The organism is Jatrophihabitans sp. (genome assembly GCF_051960575.1).
Classification (GTDB): Bacteria; Actinomycetota; Actinomycetes; order Mycobacteriales; family Jatrophihabitantaceae; genus JBQCEE01.
Window position 1 is genome coordinate 1 of the sequence record NZ_JBQCEE010000315.1, and the last position, 6,250, is coordinate 6,250.

Genomic DNA, 6,250 nt, shown 5'->3' on the forward strand with positions numbered 1-6,250 from the left:
GAGCAGCTCGAGCATCGCCTCGGCCACCCTGAACTGGCGCGGGGGGGGCCCGGGGCGGGCGGGGCCCCCGCTGGGGACGGCCCCCCCCTCCGCGGCGCCCCCCCGCGGCACCCGGCCCGGCCCCCCCGCGGCCTCGGGCGGCGCGACCAGCAAGCTCGAGATCCCGGTGCTCGGCGACTGGCGCGACGACGAGAACGACCCGCTGACGTTGCAGAGCGCGAGCGTGCCCGCGGGCCAGGGCGACGTCTCGCCGACGTCCGACGGCAACCTGATCTACACCGCGCCGGCGAAGGGCTCGTCGGCGTCCATCAGCTACGTGGTCGCCGACGGCTACGGCAAGACGAGCACCGCCACGATCAAGGTGACGATCCTGGCCGGCGACTCGCTCAAGGGTGTGCCGCCGACGGCGCAGACCGACGTCGCGCAGGGCCTGGTCGGCCAGCCGATCACCATCGAGCCGCTCGCCAACGACCTGCCGGGCGCCGACCCGACCACCGACAACCCGCAACTGACGCTGGCCTCGGTGACGAAGCTGCCTGGCACCGAGACGCAGTTCGACAGCACCACCGGCACGGTGACCTTCACCGGCCTCACCCCGCGCACCTACAAGGTGCCGTACAGCATCAGCTACGGCGCGCAGTCGGCCGCCGGCTTCATCCGCATCGACGTGCACCCGCAGACGCGGGCGGCGCTCGGCGTCGTCGCGCTGCCCGACACCGCGGTGCTGCACGGCAACACCGCCTCGATCGTCGACGTGCTCGCGAACGACTACGACCAGACCGGCGCGCTGATGGCCGTGCTGAGCGCCAAGGTCGAGACGCCGAACGCGCCGCTCGCGGTGTCGGTGACCGACAGCCGGTACCTGCGCCTGGTCAACACCGGTGACGCGGTCGAGGCGAACCCGGTCACGGTCAGCTACGTCGTCAGTGACGGCACGACCACGGCCACCGGCTCGGTGTCGGTCGTCGAGTTCCCGGCCGGCGGACCCGACCAGCCGGTTGCCCTGCCCGACTCGGCCGACGTCCGCGTCGGCGACTCGGTGTCGATCCCGGTGCTGCAGAACGACATCGACCCGGCCGGCGGCCAGCTCACCATCCAGCCGGGCAGCGTGACGAACCCTGGTGGGGGTGCGAGCGCCTTCGTCACCGGTTCGACCATCCGGTTCGTGGCGCCACCGACCGGTGCCGCCGGCACCGCGACCTTCGACTACGTCGCCACGAACGGGTCCGAGAGCGACACCGGCACGGTGACCGTGCGCATCCACGCGCTGCCGAAGACGCCGGCCGACAACCTGCCGCCCGACCCGGGCGACATCACCGCCTCCACGACCGCCGGCGGCCGGGTGGTCGTGCACCTGCCGACGTCGGGCGTCGACCCCGACGGCGACTCGGTGACCTTCGCGGGCGTCACGAAGCCGGCCCCGACGCTGGGCATGGTGCTCGCGACGACCGCCAACACGCTGACCTACGAGGCGTTCCCGTCGGCGCAGACCGCGGGCACCGACACCATCGGCTACCTGGTGCAGGACCGCTTCGGCGCGATCGGCAGCGGGCAGATCCGCATCGCCGTGCTGTCGCCCGGCCAGGCGCAACCGCCCGTCGCCGTCGACGACACGGCCGAGGGAGCGCCGCACGCCAGGCTCGCGATCAACGTGGTGGCCAACGACCTCGTGCCCGCGGGTGACGCCGTGACGGTGACCGTGCTCGACGGGTCGCACGCCCAGGTCGACCGGGCCAACCCCCACGTCATCGACGTCGACGCGCCGGCCGACCAGCAGCTGACCACCGTCGACTACCAGATCAGCGACGGCGTCAGCGATCCGTCCGCCGCCCGGCTCACCGTCATCGGACACAGCGGCTGGGACAACGCGCCGGTGGCCGTCGACGACCAAGCCGTGCCCAAGTCGCCCGGCGACGACTTCGTCGACGTGCCGGTGCTGAAGAACGACTACGACCCCGACCGCGCCGACACGGTGAAGATCGACAAGGTGCTCGCCCCGAGCGCGACCGTCGTCGGCCAGGACGTGCACGTCACGCTGACCACCGCGCCGCAGGTGGTGCCGTACGAGATCACCGACGGCACCAAGACCGCGGTCGCCGTGATCTTCGTGCCGGCCAAGGGCTCGGGCGCGCCGTTCGTGAAGCCGAACACGGTCATCGCGGTGCCGCAGCAGGGCGCCGTGACGTTCGACATCAACCAGTACGTCGTCGACCCGAACGGCAAGCAGCTCAAGACCACGTTCGTCGGCACCCAGTTCACCGCGCCCGGCGACGCCGTCACGGTGAAGGCGGACGGGCCGTCGGTCACGCTGACCGGCGCCGCGAAGTACAACGGCCCCGGCGCGCTGACGCTGCAGGTGACCGACGGCGTGACACCGGCGACCAAGGGTGCCGTCACCGGCTGGGTCACCATCCCGCTGCAGATCGGCAAGGCGGTGCCCGTGCTGCGGTGCCCGACCGACGACGACCGGGCGCTGTACCAGGGCGGCACGCCCGAGCACCTGCTGCTGACGCACTACTGCAATGTCTGGACGCCGCAGAACGTCAGCGAGTCGTCGGTGCGGTTCACCGCCGCGTGGTCGCCGGCGATCCCCGGCGTCGACAAGAGCGTCGACGGGCAGACGCTCACCCTGGTGCCGACGCGCGACGCCCACGCCGGCGAGAGCGGCGCCGTCGCCATCGGTGTCGTCGGCTCGACCCAGCAACAGATCGTGCACTACCACGTGCTCAAGGTCGCGCTCGCCACCGTCTCGCCGCTGACGGTGAACGCCCGCGAGGGCAAGCCGGTGACCGTCGACGTCACCAAGCACGTGACGACGAAGATCGGCGACCCGCAGATCAAGGTGTTGGACTGCACGCAGACCGCGGTCGGCACGGCGCCGGCGACCTGCGCGAAGAGCGGCAGCTCGGTCACCATCACGCCGAAGGAGACCGCCCGCGGCACGACGACCTTCGGTCTGCAGGTGACCGACGTGCCCGGTGACCCGACGCGCTCCGTGGCCGGTGCGATCACCATGACCGTGATCGGCAAGCCGGCCGCCGTCGCCTCGGTGACCGCCTACCCCGACCGGGTCAAGGGCGGCAGCGTGCGGCTGGTCTGGCCGTCGCCCGCGTACAACGGCGGCGTCCCGATCGACGGCTTCTACGTCACCTACGCGGGTTCGCCCGCGGGCGGACGTCGGTGTGCCGCGTCCGGTTGCATCATCGACGGGCTGAAGAACGGCCAGCAGTACACGTTCACCGTGCGCACGAAGAACCTCGTCGGCGAGTACTCGCTCGGCACCGGCACGGTGTCGAACCCCGCGACGCCGGACACGAAGCCGCTCGCGCCGGCGACGGTGACGGTGGCGCCGGCCGGTGACGGCAAGCTCATGGTCAGCTGGTCGCCGGCGACCAACAACGGCAGCGCGCTCACCAACTACTACCTGCAGATCTCGGGGCCCGACCGCTCGGGCGAGCCGCAGCCGGTCGGGCTGGGTGTCTCGAAGCTGGTCACCGGGCTGACGAACAACGACCAGTACCGCTTCCGGGTGGCGGCGGAGAACAAGGACGGTCTCGGGCCGTTCAGCGTCCCGCCCGGCACGCTCGGGCAGTCGGCCGGCAAGCCGAACCCGGTGAGCGCGCCGAGCGTGCCGGCCGAGCAGCTGACCTCGCCGCAGCCGACCGTGTCGGTGCACGTCACCTGGAACGCGCTCGCCTCGCAGGATTACAACGGCGGCCCGATCAAGTACTACTCGGTCTACCGCCGCAAGCAGGGCACGGTCGACTGGGGCGCCCCGCTGCCGAACTGCGCGCAGGTGTCGCCGGGCGTACTCGCCTGCGACGACACCGTCGACAACGACGGCACGACGTGGGAGTACGCGGTCACCGCGACGAACACGACGACGCCGGACGGCGGCGGCATGGAATCGGTGCAGGGTCCGGCGTCGTCGTTCAAGGCGGTCGGCCTGCCCGACGCGCCGACGAATGTCGAAGCCTTCGCGAGCCAAGCCGCGTTCAATTCGGGTACGCCGGACCCCGGACCGGCCGGCGGCACCGGTGCCGGCTTCGACCAGGCGATCAAGGTGCGGTTCACCGTGCCGAAGGCGAACGGCGCGGCGCTGACCGCGATCGAGTACTCGCTCAACGGCGGTGCGTTCCAGACCCTGCAGAGCTCGTCGCTGACCCCGGGTGACACGGCGACCGGCACCATCGCCGGCCTGACCAACGGCACCGGGTACACCGTCGCGCTGCGCGCGAAGAACGAGGCGAACGAGGGCCCGCCGTCGGACGCGACCGCCGCCGAGTACCCGTACGGCGCGCCGACCACGCCGACGGCGACCGCGACGAACAACGGCAACACCGTGACCTACTCGTGGGGCGGCGGCAGCAACGGCCGTGCCGTCCGCAGCTACCTGGTCAACATCGACGGCGGCGGCTTCGTCGACAAGGGGTCGCAGCCGGGCTCGTTCCAGGCCGACCGTGGCTACGCGGCGTCCTACTCGTTGGTGGTCTACGTGATCGACGTCGCCGGCCAGCAGAGCCAGCAGTCGCCAACCGCGTCGGGTCGCACGCCCGACGTGCCGCCGCCCCCCGGCCTGTCGTGCAGCGGTAGCGGCAAGAATCTCAATTGCTCTTGGTCCTCGGCCGGAAATGGTCTGACCTACCGCTACCACTTCGACAACAACGGCTGGACGTCGACCGGCGGACTTTCCGCTTCGGCGACCTTCGATTACAACCAGACGCATTCGATCACCGTCGAGTCGACCGACGGTACGCATTTCTCGACGGATTCCGTCGCGAACGGTACGACCGGTTCGCCGCCGTACGCGGTCATCGTTTCCAAGGGCGCGCAGTGCGCGGGCAACTGCACGGGCTGCACCGCCAGTACGTGCTACAAGATCCACGTCCAGACCCAGAACTTCCCGGGGAACGTCACCTGCTCGTTCAATTCCGACCACGGAAGTGCCGGCTTCATCGACCAGGTCTACGGGCCGAACGACAGCCATGACGCCGACGACTGGTACGGATATCCGAATACCTACGTGTACGTCACGTGCAACGGCGTTCAAGGCTCGGTCAAGTGGTGAGAGGAAGCCAGAAATGACCATTTCGCAGGACCAGGTGCAGTGGTTCGCTGCCACCTTCAACAAGATGGCCGACAACGTCGGCAAGGCGGTGCTCGGGAAGCCGCACGTAGTGCGACTCGCGCTGACGTGCATGCTGTCCGAGGGCCACCTGCTGCTCGAGGACTTTCCGGGCACGGGCAAGACCAGTCTGGCGCGTGCGCTGGCGGCGACCGTGCAGGGCACGAACAGCCGCATCCAGTTCACGCCCGACCTGCTGCCGTCCGACATCACCGGCGTCACGATCTACGACCAGCAGAAGGGCACGTTCGACTTTCACCCGGGCCCGATCTTCTCGACGATCGTGCTGGCCGACGAGATCAACCGTGCCTCGCCGAAGACGCAGTCGGCGCTGCTCGAGGTGATGGAGGAGGGGCGGGTCACCGTCGACGGCGTGCCGCACCCGGTGGGCCGTCCGTTCATGGTCATCGCGACGCAGAACCCGATCGAGCAGGCCGGCACCTACCGGCTGCCCGAGGCGCAGCTCGACCGCTTCCTCATGAAGACCAGCGTGGGGTACCCCGACCACGACGACACCGTCGCGCTGCTGCTCGACGCGAAGACCCGTGACCGCACGGCGGCCCTCGAGCCGGTGATCACCGCCAATGCGGTGGCGCAGATGAGCGCGCTCGCCGACGAGGTGCACCTCGACCCGTCGGTGGCCGCGTACGTCAGCCGGCTGGCCGAGGAGTCGCGCCGGCACCCGCAGACCAAGCTCGGCCTGTCCGTGCGCGGCTGCCTGGCCTACATCCGTTGCGCCAAGACCTGGGCCGCTGCCGACGGACGCAACTACGTCGTGCCCGACGACATCAAGGAGCTGGCCGTGCCGGTGCTCGGGCACCGTGTGCTGCTCGATGCCGAGGCGCAGTTCGCCGGCGTCACGGTCGAGCAGGTCATCGGGCAGATCCTCGCCGACGTCGCGCCGCCGAGCGAGCGGGCGGCCTGACGCGCATGGCGGTGCTGCAGGATCTCCGCGAACGCGGCCGGTCGGGCCTGCGTGGCGTCGGCCGTCGCGTGGCGCCAGCACAGTCGGCGGTCGGCCGCGTGCGTCCCGTGCTCGCGGCGGTGTCGCCGCTGGGCTGGGTCGTGCTGGGCGCGTCCGTCGGCTGCTGGATCGTCGGTCGGCAACTCGGCTGGGTCGAGTTC

The 6,250-nt window shown here is 70.7% G+C and carries 2 protein-coding genes and 1 pseudogene; all 3 read left to right on the forward strand.

What is annotated here, in order from left to right; all coding sequences use genetic code 11:
- Positions 1 to 70 precede the first annotated feature (70 nt).
- The gene (locus tag ACTHMS_RS17435; RefSeq protein WP_440307931.1) at positions 71 to 5,068 is read left to right on the forward strand and encodes an Ig-like domain-containing protein; all 4,998 of its coding nucleotides are present in this window, start codon (positions 71 to 73) and stop codon (positions 5,066 to 5,068) included.
- A gap of 13 nt (positions 5,069 to 5,081) precedes the next feature.
- Positions 5,082 to 6,050, forward strand: coding sequence for an AAA family ATPase (locus tag ACTHMS_RS17440; RefSeq protein WP_440307930.1), 969 nt, complete (start codon positions 5,082 to 5,084; stop codon positions 6,048 to 6,050).
- Between the two features lie 5 nt (positions 6,051 to 6,055).
- A pseudogene (locus tag ACTHMS_RS17445) lies at positions 6,056 to 6,250 on the forward strand (hypothetical protein); the annotation flags it as partial.